General features: G+C 61.0%; 22 protein-coding genes. 4 read left to right on the top strand and 18 right to left on the bottom strand.

What is annotated here, in order from left to right; genetic code table 11:
- Positions 1 to 2 precede the first annotated feature (2 nt).
- The 17 genes from ACWTU8_RS18605 to ACWTU8_RS18525 form a co-directional block, all read right to left on the bottom strand.
- Positions 3 to 803, bottom strand: a complete 801-nt coding sequence (locus ACWTU8_RS18605) for an ABC transporter permease (protein ID WP_455849322.1) — start codon at positions 801 to 803, stop codon at positions 3 to 5.
- The gene (locus ACWTU8_RS18600; protein WP_455849617.1) at positions 800 to 1,744 is read right to left on the bottom strand and encodes an ABC transporter permease; all 945 of its coding nucleotides are present in this window, start codon (positions 1,742 to 1,744) and stop codon (positions 800 to 802) included. The genes ACWTU8_RS18605 and ACWTU8_RS18600 overlap by 4 nt, the downstream gene beginning before the upstream one ends.
- A 65-nt stretch (positions 1,745 to 1,809) precedes the next feature.
- Positions 1,810 to 2,916, bottom strand: coding sequence for an ABC transporter substrate-binding protein (locus ACWTU8_RS18595; RefSeq protein ID WP_127313734.1), 1,107 nt, complete (start codon positions 2,914 to 2,916; stop codon positions 1,810 to 1,812).
- Positions 2,917 to 2,951: 35 nt separating this feature from the next.
- Positions 2,952 to 4,097: an ABC transporter ATP-binding protein gene (locus ACWTU8_RS18590; RefSeq protein ID WP_455849321.1), complete on the bottom strand. Its 1,146-nt coding sequence runs from the start codon at positions 4,095 to 4,097 to the stop codon at positions 2,952 to 2,954.
- 117 nt (positions 4,098 to 4,214) lie between these two features.
- Positions 4,215 to 4,988: an SDR family NAD(P)-dependent oxidoreductase gene (locus ACWTU8_RS18585; RefSeq protein ID WP_455849320.1), complete on the bottom strand. Its 774-nt coding sequence runs from the start codon at positions 4,986 to 4,988 to the stop codon at positions 4,215 to 4,217.
- A gap of 630 nt (positions 4,989 to 5,618) precedes the next feature.
- Positions 5,619 to 6,017: a hypothetical protein gene (locus tag ACWTU8_RS18580; RefSeq protein ID WP_455849319.1), complete on the bottom strand. Its 399-nt coding sequence runs from the start codon at positions 6,015 to 6,017 to the stop codon at positions 5,619 to 5,621.
- Between the two features lie 118 nt (positions 6,018 to 6,135).
- Positions 6,136 to 6,552, bottom strand: a complete 417-nt coding sequence (locus ACWTU8_RS18575; RefSeq protein WP_455849318.1) for a c-type cytochrome — start codon at positions 6,550 to 6,552, stop codon at positions 6,136 to 6,138.
- A complete protein-coding gene (locus ACWTU8_RS18570) occupies positions 6,533 to 7,411 on the bottom strand; it encodes a cytochrome c oxidase assembly protein (protein WP_455849317.1) in 879 nt (292 codons plus the stop codon). Before ACWTU8_RS18570 ends, ACWTU8_RS18575 begins: the two co-directional genes overlap by 20 nt.
- The gene (locus ACWTU8_RS18565) at positions 7,408 to 7,749 is read right to left on the bottom strand and encodes a hypothetical protein (RefSeq protein WP_455849316.1); all 342 of its coding nucleotides are present in this window, start codon (positions 7,747 to 7,749) and stop codon (positions 7,408 to 7,410) included. The genes ACWTU8_RS18570 and ACWTU8_RS18565 overlap by 4 nt, the downstream gene beginning before the upstream one ends.
- A gap of 1 nt (position 7,750) precedes the next feature.
- A complete protein-coding gene (locus ACWTU8_RS18560) occupies positions 7,751 to 8,356 on the bottom strand; it encodes a cytochrome c oxidase subunit 3 (RefSeq protein WP_455849315.1) in 606 nt (201 codons plus the stop codon).
- Positions 8,353 to 10,311 (bottom strand): cytochrome c oxidase subunit I, encoded by a 1,959-nt coding sequence (gene ctaD, locus ACWTU8_RS18555; protein ID WP_455849314.1) that lies wholly within the window; start codon positions 10,309 to 10,311, stop codon positions 8,353 to 8,355. The genes ACWTU8_RS18560 and ctaD overlap by 4 nt, the downstream gene beginning before the upstream one ends.
- Entirely contained in the window at positions 10,308 to 11,291 is a 984-nt protein-coding gene (gene coxB / locus ACWTU8_RS18550) for a cytochrome c oxidase subunit II (protein WP_455849616.1), read from the bottom strand. The genes ctaD and coxB overlap by 4 nt, the downstream gene beginning before the upstream one ends.
- A 26-nt stretch (positions 11,292 to 11,317) precedes the next feature.
- The gene (locus ACWTU8_RS18545) at positions 11,318 to 11,851 is read right to left on the bottom strand and encodes a c-type cytochrome (RefSeq protein WP_455849313.1); all 534 of its coding nucleotides are present in this window, start codon (positions 11,849 to 11,851) and stop codon (positions 11,318 to 11,320) included.
- On the bottom strand, positions 11,848 to 12,717 hold the full coding sequence (locus ACWTU8_RS18540; protein ID WP_455849312.1) for a substrate-binding domain-containing protein: 870 nt from the start codon (positions 12,715 to 12,717) through the stop codon (positions 11,848 to 11,850). Before ACWTU8_RS18540 ends, ACWTU8_RS18545 begins: the two co-directional genes overlap by 4 nt.
- Positions 12,698 to 14,521 carry a methanol/ethanol family PQQ-dependent dehydrogenase gene (locus tag ACWTU8_RS18535; RefSeq protein ID WP_455849311.1) on the bottom strand — a complete coding sequence of 608 codons (1,824 nt, stop codon included), beginning with the start codon at positions 14,519 to 14,521 and terminating at the stop codon, positions 12,698 to 12,700. The genes ACWTU8_RS18540 and ACWTU8_RS18535 overlap by 20 nt, the downstream gene beginning before the upstream one ends.
- Before the next feature lie 59 nt (positions 14,522 to 14,580).
- Positions 14,581 to 15,360 carry a heme-binding protein gene (locus ACWTU8_RS18530; RefSeq protein WP_084831530.1) on the bottom strand — a complete coding sequence of 260 codons (780 nt, stop codon included), beginning with the start codon at positions 15,358 to 15,360 and terminating at the stop codon, positions 14,581 to 14,583.
- Positions 15,361 to 15,737: 377 nt separating this feature from the next.
- Entirely contained in the window at positions 15,738 to 15,974 is a 237-nt protein-coding gene (locus ACWTU8_RS18525; protein WP_455849310.1) for a hypothetical protein, read from the bottom strand.
- Positions 15,975 to 16,540: 566 nt separating this feature from the next.
- Here ACWTU8_RS18525 and ACWTU8_RS18520 point away from each other — a divergent pair.
- On the top strand, positions 16,541 to 17,113 hold the full coding sequence (locus ACWTU8_RS18520) for a transglutaminase-like cysteine peptidase (protein ID WP_455849309.1): 573 nt from the start codon (positions 16,541 to 16,543) through the stop codon (positions 17,111 to 17,113).
- A 478-nt stretch (positions 17,114 to 17,591) separates the two neighbouring features.
- A complete protein-coding gene (locus tag ACWTU8_RS18515) occupies positions 17,592 to 18,329 on the top strand; it encodes a TylF/MycF/NovP-related O-methyltransferase (protein ID WP_455849308.1) in 738 nt (245 codons plus the stop codon).
- A gap of 62 nt (positions 18,330 to 18,391) precedes the next feature.
- Here ACWTU8_RS18515 and ACWTU8_RS18510 read toward each other — a convergent pair whose 3' ends face one another.
- Positions 18,392 to 19,420: a GSCFA domain-containing protein gene (locus ACWTU8_RS18510; protein WP_455849307.1), complete on the bottom strand. Its 1,029-nt coding sequence runs from the start codon at positions 19,418 to 19,420 to the stop codon at positions 18,392 to 18,394.
- A 223-nt stretch (positions 19,421 to 19,643) separates the two neighbouring features.
- Here ACWTU8_RS18510 and ACWTU8_RS18505 point away from each other — a divergent pair, with 223 nt between their 5' ends.
- Together ACWTU8_RS18505 and ACWTU8_RS18500 are read left to right on the top strand one after the other, a co-directional pair.
- A complete protein-coding gene (locus ACWTU8_RS18505; protein ID WP_287335338.1) occupies positions 19,644 to 21,449 on the top strand; it encodes an ABC transporter ATP-binding protein in 1,806 nt (601 codons plus the stop codon).
- A gap of 6 nt (positions 21,450 to 21,455) precedes the next feature.
- Positions 21,456 to 22,634, top strand: a complete 1,179-nt coding sequence (locus tag ACWTU8_RS18500) for a hypothetical protein (protein WP_455849306.1) — start codon at positions 21,456 to 21,458, stop codon at positions 22,632 to 22,634.
- The last annotated feature ends 1 nt before the right edge of the window (position 22,635 follow it).

Raw genomic sequence — 22,635 nt, 5'->3', positions numbered from 1 at the left:
CCTCATTTCGATTTCAGGAAGATGTCGAGCCCGACCAGCCTGTCGAGCAGGAAGATGGCGACAGCCGAGCAGGCGATGAAGACCACGGAGATCGCGGCAAGATCCGGTGTGATGATCGAGCGGATGGAGTTGTAGATCAGCACCGGCAGCGTCACGATGCGCGCATCGACGAGCAGCAGGCTGACCAGGAACTCGTTGAGCGCAAGGATGAACATCAGCAGCGAGCCGGTGATCACCCCCGGCATCACCGCCGGCAGGGTGACGGAGAAGAACACCTGGAGCGGCGGCGCGCCGCAGTTGGCGGCGGCCAGTTCCAGGTCCGGGTCAAGCCCGGTGGCACTCGCCGTCACCGCCCAGATCATGAAGGGAAGGTTGATGACGCAGCAGGCGATGCCGACCGGCCAGAGCTGGCCGAGAATGCCGGCGTTGCCGAAAATCAGCATGAGGCCGATGCCCGATCCGATCAGCGGGATGGTAAAGGGCAGCAGCAGATAAATCTGCATCGTCTTCTCAAAACGCACCGCATATTTCGCCAGCGCGATGCCAGCCAGCGTGCCCACGGGAATGGCAACGATCGTACATACCGTCGCGACATGGAGCGTGCGCAGGAAAGCGTTGCGCAGGTCGGAGGCCTGTGAGATGCGCGCGTACCACCGCAGCGATAGCCCGTCCGGCGGAAACGTGATGATGTTGCCGCCGGTGAAGGAAGCGCCGAGCACGACGATCGTCGGCGCTGAAAGCGTCACCAGGGCGATCGTGACCAGGGTCCACAAGACAACGGATTTGCTGCGCGAGCCGTTCACGCCCGTGACCTCCCCATCGCAAGCGTTCCGGCTCCGAACAGCGCGAACACCAAGCCGACGAGAATTGACCCGAGCGCGACAAGCATAAGCGCCAGCGTCGCGCCGAGGCCCTGGTCAGACGTTCGGAAGAACTGATCGTAGATGGCGTTGGCGATGAAGTCCTGCGAGCCGCCGCCAAGGATCGCGGGGACTGCGAAATCGGTGAGCGAAAGCGTCAGCACCACCACGCCGGCGCCGATGAAGCCCGGACGAGCGAGTGGCAACACGACATGGATGAATGTGCGAACCCAGTTCGCACCGAGCGATCCAGCGGCCGCCTCCAGCTCTTCGGGAATGGCGGTGAGTGCCGGCGCGAGCATCAGTACGGCGAAGGGCAGCATGTACTGGACGAGGCCGAACAGCACGGCGGGATAGTTGTAGATGAGTCGCATCGGGGCGACCCCGATAAGGCCGAGCGCCTCGTTCACCATGCCCTGATTGCCGAGGATGATCAGCCAGCCATATGCACGCACAACCTGGCCGATGAAGAAGGGCAGGAACAGCGCAATCAGCAGGAATTTGCGCAGTCTTGGCGAACGCGTGCGCACCATCAGATAGGCGTAGGGAAAGGCGAAGACGAGTGTCACCGCGGTGACGATCAGGGCGGCGATGAGGCTGCGCTGCGCGACAACGAGGAACAGCGGCTCTGTCAGCGCCCGCCGGAAATTCGCGATGGAATAATCGTCCGAGAATTGGAAGGTGGTGGTGTCAAGCGTGCGCAGGCTTGCATCCGCGATCTGGATGAGACCAAGCACGAGCAGTCCGACCAGCAGCACTGCCGGAAGCAGCATCACATAGGGCGTGGCGCGCCTGAATCGCGCTGGCCAGATGGCGGCGGCAATGCCTTCCAGCGCATCCATGATACGCCATTTCAAGGGATAGGCTGTCCTGGCTGCCCGCATGAGAAATCCGTAACCGACCTCGTAAAGGAGCCGGTGCCGCCAGCGCAGCACCGGCCGACCCGGCGTCAGCCCTGCATGATCGCCTTGAACTTGGAAAACCACTCGCTCTCGTTCTCGACCTGGATCTTCGACGAGATGCGGATGAGGCGCTGGAAATCCGCTTCGGTGGTCGGATAGGACGGGTCGCCCACCAGATCCTTCGGCGGTGTGAGGCCCGGCACCACGCCCGGCAAGCCGAGGCCGTCCAGCCAGACCTGCTGGGCTTCCTTGGTCAGCGCATGGTTGATGTACTGCTTGGCCCAGTAGAGTTCGTTTTCCGGCAGGCCCTTGGGGATCCACAAACCGTCCGTGTCGAATTTCGCACCCTCCTCCGGCACAACCCATTCGATTTTCACGCCGTTCTTGCGGGCCTCCCGGGCGTTGGTGGAGATGGTGCAGGCGGCATCGATTTCGCCGTTCTGGAACCAGGTGGTGAAGTCGGGATCTTCGCCGAGCAGCGGCTGCTGCGCCTTCATCTTGGTGATGAAATCCCAAGCCGGCTGCATGTTGCCGGGTATGTCCTCCAGCTTGCCGCCACCGGCGACCTGGGCTGGGAAGTGGAAGCCGATGCCGTCATTGTAGAAGGCAAGCCGGCCCTTGAACTTCGGGTCGAGCAGGTCTTTCCAGGACTTCGGCGGTCCGTCCGGGAACGCCGCAGGCCGATAGGCCAGCACATAGACATAGCCGTAGGTATTGACGATCGGGAAGCCTTCCAGGCCGGCCGGCTTGGCAAGGTCCGTCACATTGGCGAGGTTCGGCAGGTCGGAGAGATCTTCTGTCACGCCGCGCAGTGCCGACTTCGTGGCATTGGTGGTGGTGTCCCAGTTGATGTGGATCGGCGGGACCCGGTTCTGCGCCACGGCCGCCCAGACTTTGGGCTGGATCTCGTTGTCTTCAGTCAGGTCGTGACGGACAGCGATCCCCGTCATTTTGGTGAAGCTGTCGGACACGCCGGCCTTCAGGCTATCCACCCAGCTGCCGCCCCAGGCGCGCACGATGATCTCCGCCGGCTTTTCCGGTTCCTGCGCATAGGACCTGCGCAGGCCGAGAGCTGAGGCGCCGCCGAGCGCGGCGGTGGCCTGAAGGAAGGTTCTGCGGGAAAGATGGGATAATGTCGGCTTGAAGCGCTTCATCTGCATTCTCCTCTGGGTTTGACCGGTTTCCGGTTCTATCGAAAAACAAGCATGTCCCTGGCATTCCACCCCAGGAACACGCTTTCGCCTATGTCGAACTGCGTGTGCGCGGCGGGATCATGGTCAAAAACGCGAATGACCTCGTCGCCAATCGCGGCGCAGGCTACCTCGTAGACCATGCGCTCGCCTTCGAAGATCGTATCGATTACAGTCCCGGCCAGCACGCAATCGAGCTTCGACAGCTGAGCAGCGTCGCCGGCGAGACGGATCTGCTCGGCGCGGATCGCTCCCGACGCCTTGCCGCCCTCCGCAGGTGGATTGACCGGATCGCCGATTTTTCCGGCAAGCGTCAGAGCACCGCGAAGGATGGAGACGTCGCCCCCTTCCGATACGGACCGTACCGTACCGGCAATGAAGTTGGTGACGCCGATAAAATTGGCGACGAAGGCGTTGCGGGGCTGGCGGTAGGTATGGATTGGCCGCGCCTTCTGCTGGATCTCGCCCTGATCCATGACCACAATGTCGTCGGAAACCACCAGCGCCTCGCGCTGGTCGTGGGTGACGTTGATCGTGGTGACGCCGAGCTCTCGCTGGATGCGGCGGAATTCGAGCTGCATTTCCTCGCGCAGCTTGCGGTCGAGCGCAGCCAGCGGCTCGTCGAGCAGCAGCAGGTCGGGCTCGAACACCAGCGCGCGCGCGATCGCGACGCGTTGCTGCTGCCCGCCGGAAAGTTCGTGAATGCGCCTGCCGCCATAGCCCCCGAGCCGGACCAGCGCGAGGTATCGCTCGACGCGTTCGGGAATGGTGCGTGCATCGCGCCGACGCATCTTCAGCGGGAAGGCGACATTCTCAGCCGCCGTCATATGTGGAAACAACGCAAGCCTCTGAAAGACCATGCCGATCGACCGCTTGTGCGGTGGCACCGCGCTCACCGCTTCACCGTTGATGAAGATCTCGCCGCTGCTCGGGGTCTGGAATCCCGCGATCATGCGCAGGAGGGTCGTCTTGCCGGACCCCGAAGGCCCCAGAATGGTGAGGAACCGGCCCTTCGGCAGATCGAAGGACGCATTCTTGACGGCGTGAACCCCATCGAAGTCCATCCCGACGTTGCGGACTGTGACTGCAATTTCCCTGCCGCCTTCCGCTTCCCGCGAAGCTCCGGCCCGGAAAGGCTCCTGCATTGTGGTTCCCCTTTTTGTCGCCGGCCGCATGCAAGAACGTCCAGCGTTGCGAGGTGGTATATACAACCATATACAACATGGGTCTACACGGTTCTTGTTGCACCCGCCCTCAGTCGCTCAGATGGATGCGAGATAGCCGCCGTCAACTGGGAGGCAATGCCCGGTGACATAGGCGGATGCCCCGCTCGCCAGGAATACAACGGCTCCCGCCAGATCCTCCATCGTGCCGAAACGCCGCTGCGGTATCTTGGCCAGCATTGCCATCTGCCAGTCGGGATCCTGATAAAAAGCATCTGTCATCGCCGTATGGAAATACCCCGGAGCGATGGCGTTGACGCGGATGCCGAGCGATGCCCATTCCGTGGCCAGCGCGCGCGTCATGCCCAGAAGTCCAGACTTCGAGGAGCCGTAAGGTGCCGCGGTCGGAATGCCGACATAGGAGGTCAGCGAGCAAAGATTGATGATCGCGCCACCGCTGCTGTCGGCAGCCATCCGCCGCGCCGCAGCCTGCGCGCAGAAGAAGGCGCCCCTCAGATTGGTCGATACGATGCGGTCCCACACCGCTTCGTCCACGTCGAGCGACGGCTGGACTTTCTCATAGCCGGCGTTGTTGACCAGGATGTCGAGCCCGCCAAAGGCATCCGCCACCTCGTCGACCACCACGCGGATGCGATCGGTGTCGAGCACGTCGAGTGACCGGCAAAGCGACCTTCTTCCGTTAGCGCTAATTCGGTCCGCCGTCTCAAGAAGGGACGCTTCGTCGCGGGCGGTCACCGCGACGTCGGCACCTGCCGCGGAGAGCGCCTCAGCCAAGGCCTGGCCGATGCCGCGGCTGGCGCCCGTCACCAGAGCCTTTTTTCCCGTCAGATCAAACAAGGAAGCGGCGTCCATGGTCACGATTCCTGCATTTTCCGAATTGCATGCGATCGGATTGGAAACGAACACCAGTTGCGACCGGTTGTCTATACATCTTACGCTGTTGCTGGGCGCTCGCCACCAAATGACACCGCACTGAGTCTTCCCACCTCGCCAGTGCCGACGAAGAGCGAAAGAAATTTTTAGGGTCAGGCACCAATATCAGCGATCGTCCTGCGGCAATTCCAGATGGCCGCCTTGTTCCATACGCTGTACGTTTACAAGTCAATGATGCCGTGCAATTACAAGTTTTAAATACACGGAAATTAACATGGTCGAACAATTTCAATGAGATAAGTCAAAGGAAAATCGGCTAACGTCGCATCGATTCTGGTGCTCGATAATGGCTAAAGCCGCCTCAGAATTAGGGAAAAACGAACTCCTAGCCCAACAGAGCTCCCTGTAGGATACACGCCAGCTCGTCTTCCCGAGCCTCCTTTTTGCGCGAAGGATCGTCACCCGCCTGGGCCGAGGCGTCTGCGGCTCGGGGCAACGCCTAGAGCCTGGTCCTATTGGGACGCGCCCTACCTCCCTCTCAAAATCCCCCTGCCGCGCCTGCGCTCGCTCGACCGCTCCGACCGCGAGATGCGCACCCGCTCCCCGCCTTCATCCCCGCGCGCACCTCACCTTCGCCCTTGCCGTCATCTGCCGCACGCGCAAAGAGGGCGGCTGAAGGAGCAATCCCGCGAGGTCGCGTCGAAAGTGGGTGAATTGAGCGCCGAGGCGGCCGAAACAGTAAGTGAGAATGCGGGGGACCTGGTCGGTACCGTCATAGAGAAGGTGCGGAATCTGGGGGCCGGGATGCCCGGGGTGGTTGACGGATTGCGTCGGGTCTCCGGCGAGGCCGCTGACGAAGCAGCTGCCACGGTCGGCCAGGCGTCTTCGGCCGTCCAGGGCGTACTCAGCAACCAGGAGCCGCGAGACAAGCTCCTGCTCGCTGCCGCGGGAGTGGCCATCGCGGCTGCGGTGGGTCTCGCGTATCTGCGATCCGACGGGACCTATCAAATCTGTGCTGCCGAAAGCGTATTGCAAAGCCTATAGTTCAGTTCGGTCCAGACGCTGCGGGTCGATCTGCGTGCAATCGCTATGGCCGACACTCGGAACCATTCCCGGCGAGCAGTACTCATTTGAGCGCGTATAGATAAGCCGCGACGTCCCGCGCTTCCTGCTCGGAAATGCCAGTCGACGGCATCGCCGTTCGCGGATTGATTTCCCTTGCAGCGCGTATCCAGCGGATCATGTTCTCCGGATTGTTCGCCAGCACACCGCCTATATGGACCCTGCCGGCAAGGCTGGCGTCGAGGCGCGGACCGACCTTTCCTTCCGCGCCGGGCACACCGGGGATCGTGTGGCAGCCGGCACATCCATTCGCCCTCATGATGGGTATGGCGCGTGCGCCTACGCCGCCGGTGGCCTCATCCGCCTCATGCTGGACCCGGGCGGTGCGGCCGGACCACCAGGTGAGCGCGGCGACGGTGAGGACCAGCAGAACAACCGCGGCGACAGCGCCGGCAATCAGCCTAGACAGGTCGGAGTGCATGCGCCGCCCCCCTTGTCCCGCTCGTTCTTATCCAGAGGCCAGCCAGCAGCAACGCTACCCCGCCATAGATCAGTCCGGCCGGGACCCACATCACCAGCCCGGCAAGTTGCTGGTCCTCAATCGGGCTCAGATTCCACAATGCCGCGCCGGCAGCGTTTTCCGGATACCATAGCTTCGGCGACAGAAGCAGCAGAACGCCGAGCAGGCCGGTGTGCAGCGAGGTGAAGAAAAGATGCATGACGGCGTTGCCATAGGCCTGCTGGTGACCCGGGCGTGGCAGCAGTGCCCACCAGAACAGCAGGCCGGTGCCGAGGAAGCTTGCATGCTGGGCATAATGGAACACGCCACGCTCGAGCGCTGTCTCAAACAGGATCGGAATATGCCAAATCCATATCGCAATGCCGTGGATGACTGTGGCGTTGAGGGGCCGGGTGACAAACGCCCAGACCATCTGCAGCAATCGTCCATGTCCAACCATTCTCAGGGCGCGCCGGAAGGCTACTGGCAATCCCCACAGCAACGCCGCGGCCGGGCAGGCGGCGACCAGGAGCGGCGCCGCCCCGGCCATCAGCAGTTCATGCTCGATCATATGCGCGGCAAACATTCGCTCGCCGAGCGCATGGATCGGGCTGACCAGCGCTGCCGTCAGCACGCCCCACCCGGCGGCGAACAGCAGTGCCTGACGCATCCGTAAGGGCCGGCCGGGGCCGCTGCGGCGCCACAGCCTGGTCGCACCGGCCGCGTAGATGAGCGCAAGACCAGCCAGCGGCAGCGTGATGGGGAAAGCCAGCGTCCATCCGGCCTCGGGCGCACCGGAGCCATAGCAGATCGAGGTGGAGAAGAGCGGCTCGAAGCTCATCGCAGGCACTCGTCGAGGATCAGCGCGGCGCTGCCCTGCATGATGATGACGAGCGCAAACAGCAAAGCCGCCAGCATGCTGAGATCGGCGACGAAACGCTCTGTGCTGCGCGTGCGCTCCGGTTTGAAAGCGGCGCCGCCTTGTCGCTTCGCCCGCCAGGACAGTGCACCGCCGAGAAGAGAAAGCAAGGCAAGCAGCAATGCCACGGGAAGCACGACCGGGACCTGATGCTTGCATTGCCAGGGGACCAGCGCGTAGTTCAGTTGCGTCGAGACGGCCCAAGCCAACGGCCCCGATAGAAGTCCACCCCAGGAAGTTCCCAACCACACCGCGCGCATGTCAGCCGAGCCTCGGTACCCAATAGATCAGCAGATAGATCGGGACCCAGGTCACGACCACGAAATCCCAGTAGAAAACATTGTCGCCGACGTCGGCGAAACGCCGGCCGCTCTTGCCGTGGTGCGTGAACATCAGCACCGTGAGCACAATCGTGTCGCCGACATCGGTGATCAGATGCGCGGTATGCAGCCCAAGCAGCACCCAGAGCATCGAGCCATAGGCGTTCGTGTCCCAGTAGATGTTCAGTGCCGGAAACTCGAACCAGCGCACAACCAGCGGCGCTATGCCGAGCAGCGACATGGCCACGAGCCAGATCCGCACCGGCACGATGGCGCATTCCTTGGCGTAGCCGTGCAGGATGTGGTTCGGCACCAGGCTGATAATCAACAGCAGCATCACGATCGTCCCGGGCCAGTGGTTCGGCCGCGGTGCGCTCAGCGGCCATTCAGGCCATAACATCGCCAGGTAGAGATAGGCGCCGGCCGCCAGTGCAAAGCCGGTGCCTTCCAGCGCCATGAAGCCGAGCGTGCCCCACCAAGTCGGGCTGCGCGGACCATGCCCAAAGGTGGGGAGACCGGAAATATCTGCCGCAGGACGCTGTTTCATTCCTCGTCCTCCGGGTCGCCCTTGGGCCAGAACCATCCTATCAATGTGATGGCGATCGGCAGTGCGCCCCAGACCACCGCCCAAGGCGTGAAGATCGAATAAAGAAACGTGCCGCCGACAGCGAGGGCCGCAAACAGCGGCCAAATCGAGGGTGTCGCCGATTTCTCGCGAATGTCCGGATGAGCTTCCGCGACCGTCGAGACGAGGAGTTCGCGCGTGTCGACGCGAAGCCCGGTCGCCACGGGAAGGGTTGCGCGTTCGGCCCAGAGCGGCTCGACATGGGCAACGACGGGAATGCGCGAGAAATTATAACTCGGCGGCGGCGATGGCGTTGCCCATTCCAGCGTGCCAGCGTCCCAGGGATTGTTGCCTGCCGGTGCGCCTTTCAACGCGCCATGCACAAGGGTGAAGGTGAACACGACGAAGCTCAGGAAGAAGAGGACCGCGCCGGCTGTTATGAACAGGTTGATGTTTCCCCAGCCAAGCTCGGCCGGATAGGTGTAGACCCTCCGTGGCATGCCCCACAGGCCGACGATATGCATTGGGAAGAAGGCTGCGTTGAAGCCGATGAAGGCCAGCCAGAAATGCCAGCGCCCGAGGCGCTCGCTCATCATGCGGCCGGTGAACTTCGGAAACCAGAAATAGGCCGCGCCGAGCAGTGGGAACACCGATCCGCCGATCAGCACATAGTGGAAATGCGCGACCACAAAATAGGTGTCGTGCACCTGAAGGTCCAAAGGCACCGAGGCCAGCATCACGCCGGTGAGGCCGCCGATGACGAAGATGAAGAAGAAGCCGAACACGAAGAGCAGGGGGGTCCGGATCACCGGTTTGCCGTCCCATAAGGTCGCCAGCCAGCAGAAGATCTGAAGACCGTTGGGAATGGCGATCATCATGCTCGACGCAGTGAAGAAGCTGGCGCCGAGCTTCGGCAGTCCCGTCGCGAACATGTGGTGGACCCAGAGGCCGAACGACAGGAAGCCGACGGCGATCAGCGACAGAACCAGCCCGAGCTGGCCGAACGTCGGTCGCCGGGCAAAAGCCGGGATGATCGAGGAGATCATGCCCGTCGCGGGCAGAAAGATGATGTAGACCTCGGGATGGCCGAAGAACCAGAACAGATGCTGGAACAGCAATGCGTCGCCGCCCTCCGCCGGGTTGAAGATCTGCGTGCCGACCAGCCTGTCAAGGATCAGGAATGTCGAGGTGATCATCACCGCCGGCATGGCAAAGACGACGACAAAGGAGGTGACCAGCATCGCCCAGACGTAGAGTGGGATCTTGTCGAGCGACATGCCCGGCGCCCGCTGCTTCAGCACGGTGACGATAGTCGCTACCGCGACCGCCAGCGACGACACTTCGGTGTAGGTGATCATCTGCGCCCAGACGTCGGCGCGCTTGCCGGGCCCGAATTCGGGCCCGGACAGCGGCACATAGGCGAACCAGCCGACGTCAGGCGCCATGTTGAGAGCGAAACACACCCAGGCGAACGCGCCGCCTGAGACGTAGACCCAGTAACCGAACGCATTGAGGCGCGGGAAAGCAATGTTGCGAGTGCCCACCATCAGCGGCACGAGATAGACGCCGGTGGCCTGCACGATCGGCACGGCGAACAGGAACATCATAGTGACGCCGTGCATTGTGAACAGCTGGTTGTAAAGGTCGGGTCCGATCAGTCCGCGCTGCGGTCCCGAGAGCTGAACTCGCATGGCCACCGCGCTGAGGCCGCCCAGGCACAGGAAGACGAAAGCGGTGACCAGGTAGCGCCTTGCGATCACCTTGTGGTCGACGCTCGACAGCGCACCGATGATGCCGGGCGGTGTCCGCCAGGTGCGTTCCAGCCAGCGATGCAGGCTGGCGTCGTCCATGCCTGTGTCGCGCGGCCCGTCGTGTTCGGGAGCAAGGTCGCCTTTGGAGGCTGCATTGCGTTCGCTCGTCAGGTCGGCGCTGCTCATTTCAGCCCCTCGAGATAGGCGACGATGGCGTTGAGCTCGTCGCCGTCGAGATCGACCACCGGCATGTGTGAACCGGGCTTGATGCCTTGCGGGTCGGCTATCCACGCGGCGAGATTGCCTCGGCTCATCGTCAGCGTTCCGGCGGCAAGCGTTTGCCGACTGGCAATGTGGGTAAGATCCGGCGCGACTGTCCCGCCAGCGACGGTGCCGCCGATTCTGTGGCACATCACGCAGGCACGTTTGAGGAAGAGATCGGCGCCGGCCCTTGCGTCGGCACTCGTTGGAGCGGCGGCCGCCCGCAACTGGTCGTTCAGCCAGGCATCGAACTGCTGCCGGGGCTCGGCGATGATGAAGGCTCCCATATTGGCGTGCTGGGCGCCGCAGAATTCCGCGCATTGGCCGCGATAGACGCCCGGCTTGTCAGCCTTGATGTCCAGGACGTTTACATAGCCGGGGATGAGGTCGAGCTTACCGGCGATGCTCGGCACCCAGAATGAGTGGATCACATCGGTCGAGGTCAGAACAAGCCGCACTGGCTCGCCCGCGGGAATGTGGATTTCGTTCGCCGTCGTCAGGATGCGGCTCGGCTGAGCCGCCTCGTAGCGCACTTCCCACCACCATTGGTGGCCGGTGACCCGGATTGTCAGCGCCGCGTCAGATCCGATTGCGGCAAGCGTCCTGTTGGCAAAGAAGCTCAACAGGGTAAGCCCGACCAGGATCAGAGCGGTCATCCCAACCGCGGTCACGACCAATCGCACTTTGCGGTGCTCGGCGCCGGCGTCGAGCGCAAGCGGCTCGGAGCGCGCCGGCGACCGCATCAGCAGGGGCGCCACCAGAGCGACCATTACCAGCACCCAGACCACCGCGCAAAGCCCGGTGAAAAACCAGATCAGCCACGCCAGCTCGCCAGCGGCGGGACCCTTCGGGTCGAGCGCCGATTGCCAGCCGGCGCATCCCTGAAGAACCAGCAGCCAGGCCATGCCGCACACCACCGGGCCGAGGCGTTTCACGGCGATTTCCCCAGCGTCGCGGCGTCCGGCAGGCGGTTTTCCGATGGATGCGCCATCATGTCGTCATTGCGCGAGGGCGCGGCCGCGGACGGCGCGTTGCCGGCCAACGAGCGCACGAAAGCGGCAAGCTCCCAGATCTGGTCATCAGGGATCTTCTCACGGAAGCTCGGCATACCGTTCGGCCGTCCGTCGCGGATCGTGGCGTGGATGCTTTCGATCGAGCTGCCATAAATCCATTTCTGGTCCATAAGCGCCGGCCCCATGCCGCCGCCGCCATTGGCATGGCACCCGGAGCAGTTAAACCAGCTAAACAAGCGCTTGCCCTCGCTGAGATGAAAGGCATTGGCCTCAAAGGCGGCGGCCTTGTTGTCGCTCGGGGAGGGCCGCTCGCCGCCTGGTTCCAGCGTGGTAACGGGCACCGGCTGTTGGCCGGAACCGAGCGCGGATTGTGGACGTGTGTCGCGTTCCTCGCGCTGGCATGCTGCAAGCGCCAGGGTCGCGGAGAAGAGTACTGAGAGGCCCCGCCTCATCGTACCGGACTCCCACCGGCAGCAAGGCGCGGCACCCCATATTGCGCCAGAACCGAATCGATCTCGGACTTGTGCTTGGCCAGCGCGGCATCCACTTCGCCGCGCAGCTCATCGTCCTTCTGCCGGACGCCCATGGAGATGTCGTAGACCATCGGCAGCAGCGGTCCGTCTATGCGGGGCGCGACCGGCGTGATCCGCAGCGGCACCTTCTGCCTTGCGGCGAAGTAGCCGGCGAGCGGTCCCCAGACGACGGCGAGATCGATCTCGCCTTTAGCTACTGCCTCGACGATGCGCGCGGGCGGGTTAGGCGCCGAATAATCGCCATAGACAGGATAGCCGATGAGGTGGCCGACGATGCCGCGGCGGCCGAGCGCCTGGACCGGCGGCGAATTGGCGCCGTCGTCGCCGATCAGCTGCACGCCGATGCCCAAGTCGCGCAGGCGTGGATCGTCGAAGGATGTGATGTCCGGCCCATCTGCTCGCGTCACGAAGACATAGGATGACCGGTAGTAGGGCGCGGTGGTGCGCAGCATTTCGAGATTGGCGGGGGTGCCGAGCACGAGGTCGCACAGGCCCGCCTTGAGCGTGTTGCGGAGGAAACCGCGGCGCTGCGCCCACCAGGTATAGGAAAGCTCGGCGCGGAGTTCGCCCGCGATGATTTCGGCGATCTTGTTCTCGAAGCCCTGACCAGCGACGTTGGAAAAGGGCATGTTGTTGGGATCGGCGCAGACCTTCAGTTCACGCGCATCCGCGGAGGCCGCGACAAGAAGTAAGGAGAACGCGCCGATCCAGACCACAAGGCGCCCGAACGCCTTTCGTCCTCCGCCCGCGTTTAGGTCGATCGCATCAAGGCAGCCGGAAAACATAGAGCGTACCTCCCGGCGTGGTCACGTCCTTCAGGTCCTTCATCGCGTTCGCGAAGCCGAGTGCTGCCGTGGCGTCGCGCGGGTCGAGGTCGCCCGACACGATGGCGCCGGCCCAGCCTCCGACACCCGACAGGATCGCGACATACTGGTGGCCGTCCGGTCCGCGATAAGTGACCGGTTGGCCGATGATGCCGGACGATGTCTTGAACTGCCAAAGCAGATCGCCCGTCCTGGCGCTCACTGCCTTGAACCAGCCTTCCATGGTGCCGTAGAACACAACATTGCCGGCAGTGACGACCGCGCCGCTCCACACGGGGAAGTTCTCCTTTAAGCTCCAGGCAGGCTTGGCCGCGGCGATATCCCAGGCGGTGAAGGCTCCGCGGTTCCCGCCGGGCCCCGGGATCATGCGGACATTCATGCCGACATAGGGGGTGCCGGCGATGTAGTTCACCTCGACGCCTTGTTCATCCATGCACAGATTGTTGTGCGGGATGTAGAGCAGCCCGGTCTTGGGGGAGAACGCCGAGGGCTGCCAGTCCTTGAGCCCTGATGCTGTCGGGCAGATGTCGCGGACCACTTTGCCGGTGCCGGTTTTCTTGTCGGGATTTGCGATCAGGCGGCCGGTCTTTAGGTCGACACCCTTGCTGGAATTTACGTGACCGTAGGGCGTCGCCGACAGGACCTCGCCTGTGGTCCGATCCAGAATGTAGAGGTAACCGTTGCGCTCCGGCCGGACGAGCACCTTGCGCGGCTTGCCCTGCCATTTCATGTCCAGCAGGATCTGCTCGTTGATGCCGTCATAGTCGTGCAGGTCGTGCGGTGTCCACTGATAGAACCATTTCGCCGCGCCGGTGTCGGGGTCGCGGGCAAAGATGCCGGCGGTCCATTTGTTGTCGCCAGGCCGCAGATCCGGATTCCACGGACCGGGATTGCCGGTGCCATGGAAGACCAGGTTCAGATCCGGGTCATAGGAAATCCAACCCCACACATTGCCGCCGCCGATCTTCCAGGCCTCCGGCGGCCATGACGTCACGCCTAGGTCCTTGCCTTTGTCGGTGTCGTAGTGCGGCTTGAAGTCCGTGCCGATCAGCACATCCTTGTCCGGACCGGTGCTGTAAGCCGTCCAGATGACGTGCCCGTCACCGGCATCGAGCGCCTTGATCCAGCCGCGCACCCCCATCTCGCCGCCGGAATTGCCGACCAGCACCTTTCCCTTCACCACCAGCGGCGCCATGGTGATGGTCTCGCCCATATTGATGTTGCCGATGTGTGTGTTCCAGACCGGCTTGCCGGTGGCCGCGTCGAGGGCAATCGTGTGTCCGTCGAGCGTATTGAAATAGATGCGCCCGGCCGAGAAGACAGCTCCCCGGTTGACCACATCGCAACAGGCTACCCCTTGCGCCGCAGGTTCGGGATTGGGCTCGAATTTCCATTTCATCGGCGCGCCGGGCTTGGAGAGATCGAGCGCGTAGACGATGTTTGGAAATGGCGTCACTATGTACATCGTCTTGTCGACGACGAGCGGAGCGGCCTCCTGGCCCTTGTTCACGCCCGTCGAGAAGGTGAAGGCCACCTGCAGTGTCTTGGCATTGGCTTCGTTGATCTCGGCGAGGTCGCTATAACGGGTCGATGCATAATTCTTGGCCGGCATTGTCCATTGGCCGTCGTCGGGCGGAGCAGCCGCAGCAGGCGGGGATATCGCAGGATCTGCAGACTGAGCCGCAGTGCCGGCCAAGAGCGCGCAGCCGGCCAGTAGCATCCAGCCCAGTGTCTTCAATTTATAAGAGCGCGCTCTCGCGTTCATTCGACTGTTTCCCCCCTTTGGCATGCGGTTCCTGAGTTCTCCGCCACCTGCCGTACTCCTCATTGGCGCATGGAGCCGCCGACGCCGGCGCCGAGTTCGGCCGCGACGTCCGCTTCGGTTCCGGCGCACAGCGGATGCCCCCAGCCGGACGCGCTCTTTCCGCCCGGATCGAGGTCATAGACGATGGCATCCTTGCGATCGGGATTGACGCCAGCCGGCACTTTGTCGAGCCCAAGTGCCTTGCGCACCCGCCAAGCGACATTGTGGTCAGCGCAGGAGGAATCGCCACTGATCCCCAGCCCGCCGACTACCCCCTTTCCGTCATAGAGCGCGAGGCCGCCGCCAAACACCACGACACCACCTATCGGTTTGCCGACCAACGGATCATTGGCACTGCCGAATGCCGAAGGGTCGCCGGCGTAGGCGGCCGCCTGGTTGACGGGATTGGTAGCCTGCAGACCGAACATGGGTCCGCCTGGTTGAACCGGCGCGTAAAGATTAGCGGTCGACAGCGCCATCTGGGCGAGGCTGAGCCCGTTGGCAGTACTGGCCTTTTCGGCCGCGATCAGTCGGCTGCCCGGCCATTGAGCGTCGGCGGTCGGGCCGCTGAAGCCCACGGCGCAAACCGTCCCGTCGCGAGCCACTAAAACTGCCCATTCATTGGTGTCGAAGCCGCCATTGCCGGGGCCGCCGCTGGCCTTGACGTTGGCCTTTAGCGCATTCAGCAGCACGTCATGATCGGCCGGGCAGGGCGGCTGAGCCCATGCCCTTTGGCCAGCGGTGCCGATCGCCAGCACGAAAAACCCAAATGCTACGAAAGAGCTCCGGTGGAGGTTCATGAGAAATGCGCGGCGCCTGTTGAACTCTCGTCAACGCATGAGAGACGCGGAAGTGCCACTGACTATGAAATAAAGTTGAATAGCCATTTTTGCCGCTTACTGCTGCCGTCGCCTCGGTGATGGCGAGCGCCAGAGCGGCTGATCGAGCTCGTATGCACGCCCGCTGGCGACGACTAGATCCCGTCCCGAGCATCCCACACGCGGCCCTCGAAGCCTCGCCACCATTTTTCCTGAGTTCGCGACCTGACGCATTCAATACTCTCGCCAGAGACGGTCAATTCATCCATGGCTGCAGGATTTTCTTGCGCCCTGTCCAACCACCCTTTGTTGCATGGCGGGTGGTTGGACTTTTTGCATTGGAGGACAAGGCCAGTATATTAACGGCCCGCCCATGGTGCACGACCCCTGAGGACCGTGCCGGGCTGTGGTTGTTGTTCTTTCGGGGCTACCACGGGTAGCGGCAAGGAAGCCGTATGATTGGTGTCTAAGGTCATTTCGCCGTTGTCGACATCAGGAGCAAATCCGCGGGTCGGATCGCGGTCCGGATTTTGAGCGGCAGCGAGAGAGACTCCCGTCGACAAGGCGAGGGCGAAAGCCGTTGCAAGTTTGTTCATCGTATTTTCCTTTCTTAGAATGAGCAGACCTGCCAATCGGCCTCGCGCGGTGTCGACTCCTGCTTGCGAAATCGCTGTCGGCTTTCTGTCCCGTCACTATGACGAGGCTTCCTGCTCACGATCGAAACTTACGCCAAGCCTGTCGCAGAGATTTGCCCGAGTGCCATCGAAATGTATTCGAATGTATGCGAATCTACGCGAGAGCCCCGTAGCTCTTGGAGTTTTTTGCTTCGACAAATTTGGCTACAATTTTTTTCTCGGCCGCCCTGTCCGCGTTTGAGCCGTCGATGGCAGAAATGCGCCGATGTGGTCATGCGACAACACGCGAAGGTCATGATCTTCCAGTGGTTATGGAAGTTCTCCAGCATTAACCGCAGCGCCCACCAGCAGGTCATTGATGATTGTTCGTGACCGTAGCTTTAAATTGTGTGTCGGCTGCGTTGATGTCCCCATGAAAAGATGGTAACGCGATATTAAAGATTGTTTCGGATCGTTACCTCGGGGCGGGGCGAATGGGATTGGTGATACCGCGGGCATGGCTGTGTGCCGGCCTACTGATAGGCTTGATGATGTCCGCGACGCCGATGGAGAAAGCTTCGGCCGACGCGGTGCCTGGTGCCATGGCCACAGGGCAGCGGACCTCCATCCCAGTTGGCTACATGGAATTCTGCCGAAGGCAGGCCGCAGAATGCAGGATACGATCAGGCAAGATCCCGCCGGTTCTTATGACCAGTGGAATGGAAGATAAGCTCGCGTCCGTCACCAAACTCGTGAACAGATCGATCAAGCCCGTGAGCGATTTTGCCGTTCACGGCACGATGGAATTTTGGTCCTATCCTGTTAGCGCGATCGGCGACTGCGAGGACTACGTTCTGCTTAAGCGTCAGATGCTCAATTTGGAGGGCATATCGCTCTCAAACCTTCTGATCACTGTCGTCAGAAAAAAAGACGGCGAGGGGCACGCAGTGCTGACGGTCAAGACCGACAAAGGCGATTATGTGCTCGACAACCTCAACGACGATGTGAAGCTTTGGTCGGAAACTGGATATAGATTTCTAAAAAGGCAATCGTCCACACATACCGGACGCTGGGTCGCGATACTTGAACACGCCGATGTTCTGGTCGGGGCAGTCGACTGAACCTCTCGATTTGCGACTGAACAATACCTGGCGCACCCGTGCCATGCCCGAGAATGGCAGGAATGCGCCAGCCAGCCTTTCGATTCCCGCTTCGTTGAGACCTGGGTCTTCCTCCGCCACGATCGATGTTGTGGGGCTGCCTGCCGCCGCCAAGCGCGATGCCTGAGCTTCTCGATGGGTATCTGCCGCAGGCGCCATCACTCGCGGCGCGGGCAGCGCAAGCCGGGCAGTGGGATGACTCCGACAGCCCGGGGTTTGGCTGTTTCCGGACCGAGCCAGGCACGTGGCCCGTGATCTTGAGTCGCACCCCATGCAAGTTCCAACCTCGACGTTGCCTTATTACGGGCACCGGAAAGTGCTTTCTTGCGCGCTCGAGAAGCCCATGTCCTGCAGCCGGAACTCGACTTCATTCCGCGTCTGATACCGGCAGAGCTTTCGATTCCGCCCGTTTTATGAACATACCGAAAATGTGGTACCGATGAAATTAAGAGATATGGCACTCGCTGTTGTTTCGAAGAAACGCAGAGGCGTGGCTTGGTATAAGGTCTCTCAGAAGCAGGCCGACAAATACGGCTTCTATGTTTATTCCAGTCATATGATCTGGAAGGACCAGCCATTTTTCCGAAAGGCGCTGCAGCGGGTCAAAAACATCCGCGGGATTCCAGATCCCCGGGCTTTCGTCCTGCAAAGCTGCTTGCGATCGATCGAGCGTATCGATGGCGATGTGGCCGAATGCGGCGTAAGGCAAGGCCGGTCGACAATATTCATGCTGATGAGCGATCTTCGGCCACGGCACTACCATCTTTTCGACTCGTTTGCCGGCCTCTCCGAACCAACCGCAGAGGATCGCAAGCCAAACGGCCGAACGCCATGGAAGTCCGGCGATCTCAGCACCGACGAGAAGATAGCCAGAGAGAATATTTCCGGCTTCCGCAACACCACTTTTCATGTGGGATGGATACCAGAAACCTTTTCCAGCGTATCCGACCGGCGTTTCGCCCTGGTCCACATTGACGTCGATCTATACGAGCCGACACGTGACGCGCTTGCCTTCTTCTACGATCGGGTGTCCGCGAATGGCATGATCATATGTGACGACTACGGCTCTGCGCTCTGTCCTGGAGCCCGAAAGGCCTTTGATCAATTCTTTGAAAACCGCCCGGAAGGCATCATCGAGCTTCCAACGGGGCAGGCGATTGTCGTAAAGGCAAGCTAGCGCTGAATGGCTGCGGCTACTCTCCAGGGTCATCAAGTGAGGAATGTCACGGCGGCAAGGTGTCAATTCCCGCTCGATGACGCCTGCGACGGAGAAAAGTATGCATCGAAGAACTGTTCAACGATCTCGTCGACGACCGATTTCTTTACGTGCCGTAAATCCTCTCTATAGCTACGAGCAAGGCCTCCATAGGTGACAAGCTCGAATGAGGGAAGGTAATGGACATTGTCCCGTTCCCGGCAGACTTGACCAAGCACAGCCCGAAGAACGGACTTGCCTTCAGTGCTCGCAGTGACGACATCCATGTCTTGAAACGTCCGAGCCAATGCAACCGGTGAGACTGTGAGAATTATCGGTGCATCGGGTTTGTGTTGACGGACCATGTCCACGGTAGCCATCACGTTGGCATAGTTTTCCTGAAAGCCGCTGACGTGAAGCGTCGTTTCCTGCATTCCGCCCCCGCCACGATAAAGCGGTTTCTGTGCTGCTGCTTTGCCACTGGATTTGTTGATGAAGACCTCAGTCATTCCGAAGGTGAATATGAATGCCGTGGCTGCATCGAAGCCAACCCGCATCTCTCCATTTATGCTCTCGATCACCTCTCTGAGAACTTGCGGAGATTTGGCGAAGATGCCGCGGCGGTACGGGTCCTGAAAGCAGATTGGGCCCCAAGGAGCACGTTTCTTGACTTGCCACCAGTCGTCATGGGCCTGATCCCACAACCCAAGCATTTGCTCGACCTGAAGGCGAACAGTGAAGGTGTTGTAGAAGTTCATATGCTCCTGCCGAGGCAGCTCATCTACAATGGCCTGTGTCGGGTCGAAGCTGATATTTTTGTAAGATGGAACGCATGCGATCTGCCTGCTTGTCAATGCACGTCGAATTTCCTGCGCGAAGCAACTCCCCATCGTAAAGAATATATCGTCAGAAGTGAATATTGAAGTTTTGCGGATTGTAATGGTGCCAGAACTGACAAAGTCTTCATACTTCGTGTTTGATTTGTTCGATGCCATCAAACGAATAGTTTTAATGTATCCGAGTTGGTGGCGGAGCCGAAGATACTTTCGTCGAATTCGCTCTAGCAATGTCACAATGGCTCCATGATCTCCAAAGCCGGCCGCCGACAGCAATGCCCGACACTTAGTCCGCTTCGCCGCTAGCCGCAATCAGGAGGATTCAAGATTGACTATAACTTCGAACGAAGTCAGACGTCAGATACCAGTTTGGCGCATGTGTGACGGCGCCGAGAAAAATTTTCATGGATCGGCAGGAGCGAGGGTCGTCAGAGAACGATACATCGCATCGGGAAACAGAATGAGCGCAAAGAAACGAATTTCAGCGGCCCTGGCATACCCGCTGGTCAAGCGCCTGATCGTGGAGAACCTGCCGCCGCACATAAAGCTGTATCTCACCGGTTTGCTGTGTTCAATCGTCGCTGCGGCGGCGACCGGCGCAACGGCTTGGATCATGAGTGTCATGATCAATAGCATTTATGTAGAACGGAACGCTGCCGCCGCATGGGGTATTAGCGCCGTGATTGTGGGCATTTTCCTGGTCAAGGGGATCGCCGACTACTGCCAGACCATCACAACGGGGAAGGTTCGCCGGGCTATCGTTTCGGACCTCCAAAATCGCCAGTTTTCCCGAATGGTGCGTTTCGACATCAACCGCTTCGCTAACCAGCATCCGGCGAAATTCGTCTCCAAGATCATGTTCAACGCGCGCGCCGGGGCCGCCGTTATTCTCACCCTCACGAGCAGCACCGTCTCCGATGTGCTGAAGCTGATTGCCCTGGCAAGCGTCATGGTCAAGCAGGATCCAATGATGTCGCTGATATCGGTGGCGGTTCTACCCCTGCTATTCCTATCGGTGGGCGCGATAACCAGGAAGCTCAAGGCGCTGGCAAGGGGCGAGACGGAGTTGGCAGCACTGGTCCAGTCGATCGGCACGGAAGCCGTCGAAGGTATCCGCACCATCAAGTCCTTCCAACTTGAAGACAAGGCGGCCGCCAGCTTCGCGAAGGCCGTCCGCAAGATGGAAAGGCGCGGCATCCAGATCAACCGCACATCGGCGTTGATGAGTCCATTGATGGAGACAGGCGGCGGCTTCATCATTGGCCTTTTCATTATTTACGCCAGTTGGCAGACCCTCGGCAACGGCAAGACGCCGGGCGAATTTATGGCCTTCATAACCGCCTTTATGCTTGCCTATGAACCCGCCAAGCGGCTGGCCCGGGTCAATGTCGACATCCAGAAGCAAATGGTGGCCGTCGGGCAGATGTTTGATTTGATCGACACGCCCGAACAGCGACAACTCGCAACCGCGGGCGAGCACCTCACCGATGTCGAGGGCGGCCTCCGTTTTGAAGATGTGGCCTTCTCCTATGAAGGGAATAGCCCTGCGCTGCACGGCGTTTCCTTCGAGGTCCGACCTCGTGAGAAGCTGGCGATCGTCGGCCGCTCGGGCGCCGGCAAAACGACCATCGTCAATCTGATCCTGCGCCTGATGGAGCCGGACAGGGGCAGGATTCTCCTCGACGGAAAGGACATTACGAAGATCAGCCTGGCCGACGTTCGCGACAATATCGCCCTGGTTTCACAGGATGTTTTCCTGTTCGAAGGCTCGATCCGTGACAACATTCGCGACGGACGCCCGAACGCCAGCGATCAGGAAATCGAGTCCGCGGCGGACCTCGCCCGGGTCACAAGCTTTGCTTCGAGCCTGGAAAACGGGCTCGACACGCTGGTGGGTCCGAGCGGCACCAATCTGTCGGGCGGGCAGAAACAACGCGTTGCCATCGCGCGCGCCCTACTCAAAAATGCTCCGGTGATTGTCTACGATGAAGCAACATCCGCGCTCGACGGCGAAAACGAACGGGCGGTCATGGAGGCTGCGTTCGACGATGCATTTCAGCGCACTGTGATCTGCATTGCGCACAGGCTTTCAACCATCAAGGCGGCCGATCGCATCCTGGTATTTGACGCTGGTATGCTTGCGGACTCCGGGACCCATGACGAACTCGCCATGCGCAGCGAAATCTATCGCTCGATCTTCCATTTGGAAGCGTCCGCTCCAATCGTCGAAGGCGGCGAAACGCTGCGGCAGAGCGTATTGCGCTGAAGGCCGATGACCAGTTTTTACCACGGTTCCTACATCCGGTATGTGATAGGTCGATTGGGCCTGCAGTTGCGCCGATACACAAAGGCCGTGCGGGCGCTGTATACCGGCTCCAAGCCTCGTTCCGTTCTTGAGCAGCAGGCCAAGGTCGACGCGCTGATCGCGCGCAGGGACTGGACAGGCCTTGAAGCAAGCACCAATCAAATGGCCATCATGGCCGAGCGTGTCCGCGACCCGGAGTTGATGCAGAAGGCAGGCCAGGCGTTCGAACGGCTGGGCAACTTCGCGCGGGCGGCCGAGCTTCGGCTTTCCGCTCGCCGGCAACGAAAAGGGGAAGGTGCCAATGAGTGGACCGGAGAACACCTCGGTTCGGATACACTGCTGATCGATCTTGTAGAGGATGATCCTCGCAGTCTTGGCCGGGTTATCCGCCATGCGCGATTGGCCGGCGCCGCCGCTGGATGTGCGCAAAGCGCGACAATTCGGGTCGAGCCGCGCCTCCTATCGCTTCTGCAGCGGACGTTCCCGAATGCGACCGTGGTTCCAGCGCAGCAGAATGTCGTTGGTGACAAATTTGCGACCTTCGAAAATCTCGCCTGGGTTTTCGGCCGCGATGCCGAAAGACTTGCCGCCGATTTCGTGCCGCTGCGGGTAGATCCTGAACTCGTCCAGACATTCCGCAAGCGCTATCGCTCGATGACGGATCTACCACTGGTGGGTCTGTCCTGGGGCAGCAAATCACACACCAAGGACGTCCCTGATTTCCCAGAATGGGCACGGTTCATCGCCCAGACACAAGCGACGTTCGTTTCTCTCCAGTACGGACAGATCAAGCCGGCGCTGCGGCGCCTGCGCAACGGCAATGATGCGCGGCTTATCTATGATGACAGTGTCGACCAGATGATTGATATGGACCGTTTCGCCGCGCAGGTCGCCGCACTCGATGCGGTCGTAACGATCAGCAATACGGCGGCCCATCTGTCCGGAGCACTCGGTGTTCCGACCATTTTCCTGATCGACGACAAGTTTCAGACAGCGTGGCCAGTGATTGGCGATCGAACGCCCTGGTATCCGAAGGGGCTCGTCATTCGCAAGGAAGGACGCCCGTGGCCGGTGGTGCTCGACGACGTCCGCCGGCGGCTCTCGTCAATCCTGATGGTGCGTTCGTCGCCGTCTAGCAATAGTTGAG

This window comes from Mesorhizobium sp. BHbdii (assembly GCF_053848045.1).
This window is presented reverse-complemented; position numbering and strand designations above follow the sequence as displayed.

What these genes read in the sequence shown, in the direction of transcription:
- ACWTU8_RS18600 (WP_455849617.1), bottom strand. Translation starts at nt 1,744, where the DNA reads ATGCGGGCAGCCAGGACAGCCTATCCCTTGAAATGGCGTATCATGGAT.
- ACWTU8_RS18595 (WP_127313734.1), bottom strand. Translation starts at nt 2,916, where the DNA reads ATGAAGCGCTTCAAGCCGACATTATCCCATCTTTCCCGCAGAACCTTC.
- ACWTU8_RS18590 (WP_455849321.1), bottom strand. Translation starts at nt 4,097, where the DNA reads ATGCAGGAGCCTTTCCGGGCCGGAGCTTCGCGGGAAGCGGAAGGCGGC.
- ACWTU8_RS18585 (WP_455849320.1), bottom strand. Translation starts at nt 4,988, where the DNA reads ATGGACGCCGCTTCCTTGTTTGATCTGACGGGAAAAAAGGCTCTGGTG.
- ACWTU8_RS18575 (WP_455849318.1), bottom strand. Translation starts at nt 6,552, where the DNA reads ATGCACTCCGACCTGTCTAGGCTGATTGCCGGCGCTGTCGCCGCGGTT.
- ACWTU8_RS18570 (WP_455849317.1), bottom strand. Translation starts at nt 7,411, where the DNA reads ATGAGCTTCGAGCCGCTCTTCTCCACCTCGATCTGCTATGGCTCCGGT.
- ACWTU8_RS18565 (WP_455849316.1), bottom strand. Translation starts at nt 7,749, where the DNA reads ATGCGCGCGGTGTGGTTGGGAACTTCCTGGGGTGGACTTCTATCGGGG.
- ACWTU8_RS18560 (WP_455849315.1), bottom strand. Translation starts at nt 8,356, where the DNA reads ATGAAACAGCGTCCTGCGGCAGATATTTCCGGTCTCCCCACCTTTGGG.
- ctaD (WP_455849314.1), bottom strand. Translation starts at nt 10,311, where the DNA reads ATGAGCAGCGCCGACCTGACGAGCGAACGCAATGCAGCCTCCAAAGGC.
- coxB (WP_455849616.1), bottom strand. Translation starts at nt 11,291, where the DNA reads ATGGCCTGGCTGCTGGTTCTTCAGGGATGCGCCGGCTGGCAATCGGCG.
- ACWTU8_RS18545 (WP_455849313.1), bottom strand. Translation starts at nt 11,851, where the DNA reads ATGAGGCGGGGCCTCTCAGTACTCTTCTCCGCGACCCTGGCGCTTGCA.
- ACWTU8_RS18540 (WP_455849312.1), bottom strand. Translation starts at nt 12,717, where the DNA reads ATGTTTTCCGGCTGCCTTGATGCGATCGACCTAAACGCGGGCGGAGGA.
- ACWTU8_RS18535 (WP_455849311.1), bottom strand. Translation starts at nt 14,521, where the DNA reads ATGAACGCGAGAGCGCGCTCTTATAAATTGAAGACACTGGGCTGGATG.
- ACWTU8_RS18530 (WP_084831530.1), bottom strand. Translation starts at nt 15,360, where the DNA reads ATGAACCTCCACCGGAGCTCTTTCGTAGCATTTGGGTTTTTCGTGCTG.
- ACWTU8_RS18525 (WP_455849310.1), bottom strand. Translation starts at nt 15,974, where the DNA reads ATGAACAAACTTGCAACGGCTTTCGCCCTCGCCTTGTCGACGGGAGTC.
- ACWTU8_RS18520 (WP_455849309.1), top strand. Translation starts at nt 16,541, where the DNA reads ATGATGTCCGCGACGCCGATGGAGAAAGCTTCGGCCGACGCGGTGCCT.
- ACWTU8_RS18515 (WP_455849308.1), top strand. Translation starts at nt 17,592, where the DNA reads ATGAAATTAAGAGATATGGCACTCGCTGTTGTTTCGAAGAAACGCAGA.
- ACWTU8_RS18505 (WP_287335338.1), top strand. Translation starts at nt 19,644, where the DNA reads ATGAGCGCAAAGAAACGAATTTCAGCGGCCCTGGCATACCCGCTGGTC.
- ACWTU8_RS18500 (WP_455849306.1), top strand. Translation starts at nt 21,456, where the DNA reads ATGACCAGTTTTTACCACGGTTCCTACATCCGGTATGTGATAGGTCGA.